This is a genomic window from Patulibacter medicamentivorans (genome assembly GCF_000240225.1).
GTDB classification, from domain to species: Bacteria; Actinomycetota; Thermoleophilia; order Solirubrobacterales; family Solirubrobacteraceae; genus Patulibacter; species Patulibacter medicamentivorans.
The window spans coordinates 1-1,571 of sequence record NZ_AGUD01000078.1; the positions used below are offsets into that span (position 1 = coordinate 1).

The following is a 1,571-nucleotide window of genomic DNA, read 5'->3' on the forward strand; positions in this document are numbered from 1 at the left end:
CTCGGCGGGATCGGCGACCCCGACGCGGTCGCCGGGGCGGTCGCGCGGATGCGCGACGCCGGGGCGACCGAGCCGGCGATCGTCCCGCTCGCCGGGGCCGACCACGAGGCGACCCTGCGCGCCGCCGCGGCCGGCTGACGCGCGCGCCCGCGGCTCGACAGGCAATCCCGATCAGGTTTCCGCGCCGATGTCGTACCATCGACCCATGGCCGGGGTCATCGGGTTTCCCAATCCAGTCAACGAGAAGGCGGCGCGGGTCGTCGCCGGGGTGGTCGCGATCGCCAGCGTCGTGACGCTGGCCACCGGCTGGCACTGGCTGCTGATCCCGATCGCCTACGGCTTCATCGCCCGCGCGCTGACCGGACCGACCCTGAGCCCGCTCGGCCGCTTCGCGATGAACGTCGTCGCCCCGCGCCTGGGCGAGCCGAAGCGGGTCCCCGGACCGCCCAAGCGGTTCGCCCAGTCGATCGGCGCCGTCGTCACGACCGCCGCCGCGATCGGCAGCCTGGCCCTCGGCTGGACGACCTTCGCCGACGTCCTGCTGGCGATGATGATCGTCTTCGCGACGCTCGAGTCGGTCTTCGCCTTCTGCGTCGGCTGCACGGTCTTCGCCGGCCTGATGCGGCTCGGCGTGATCCCCGCCGAGACCTGCGAGGCATGCAACGACATCTGGGCGCGCTACGCCCGACCCGACGCCGCCTGATCCGGGGCCGCCCGCGTGGCGGATAGCCGTTCAGGCTCCTCTCATCTGCCCCAGGTAGCCTTCCGCGGGTGCTGACGCATCTCCTGGCCGACATCTCGACGCCGCTGGCGCTGATGCCCGAGTGGCTGAGCCCTCGCCACATCTTCAACGAGTACGGCCTGATCGCGATCCTGGTCATCATCTTCGCGGAGACGGGCCTGCTGATCGGGTTCTTCCTGCCGGGCGACACGCTGCTGTTCAGCGCCGGCATCCTGGCCAAGCTGAGTCCCAACGGGGATCCGCTGTGGCTGATGCTGGTCGCGATCCCGATCGCGGCGATCGCCGGCAACCTCGTCGGCTACGAGATCGGCAATCGCGCCGGGCCCGCGCTGTTCACGCGCGAGAACTCCAAGCTCTTCCGCAAGGAGCACCTGACGCGCTCGCACCTCTTCTTCGAGAAGTACGGCCCGCTGACGATCTTCCTCGCCCGCTTCGTGCCGATCGTGCGGACCTTCGCCGCGGTCGTCGCCGGCGCGGTCAGCATGGACCGCCGGCTGTTCCTGATCTGGTCGATCCTCGGCGCGATCGCCTGGTGCACCGGCCTGGTCCTGATCGGCTACCTGGCCGCGTCGATCCTCCCCGAGTCGACGGCGACCTGGATCGAGGGCCACATCGACCTGCTGATCATCGGCGTCGTGGTGATCACGATCGCGTCGGTGGTCTTCGAGACGGTCCACCAGGGCCGCAAGCACAAGCCGGCGGCCATGGCCGGCGCCGGCAGCGACGCGGCCGCCCCCGCCCCGACCGCCCCGACCGCCCCGGCGGACGTGCCGGCCGAGCCGGTCGCGGTCGAGCCGACCGGCGACCGCACCAGCGACTGAGCCGGCGC

General features: G+C 71.7%; 2 protein-coding genes. Both read left to right on the forward strand.

All coding sequences use genetic code 11. The features are described 5' to 3' along the window. The first annotated feature begins 205 nt into the window (after positions 1-205). Positions 206-703, forward strand: a complete 498-nt coding sequence (locus PAI11_RS07425; RefSeq protein WP_040598998.1) for a DUF4395 domain-containing protein — start codon at positions 206-208, stop codon at positions 701-703. A 68-nt stretch (positions 704-771) separates the two neighbouring features. Next, positions 772-1,563: a DedA family protein gene (locus PAI11_RS07430; protein ID WP_007572544.1), complete on the forward strand. Its 792-nt coding sequence runs from the start codon at positions 772-774 to the stop codon at positions 1,561-1,563. The last annotated feature ends 8 nt before the right edge of the window (positions 1,564-1,571 follow it).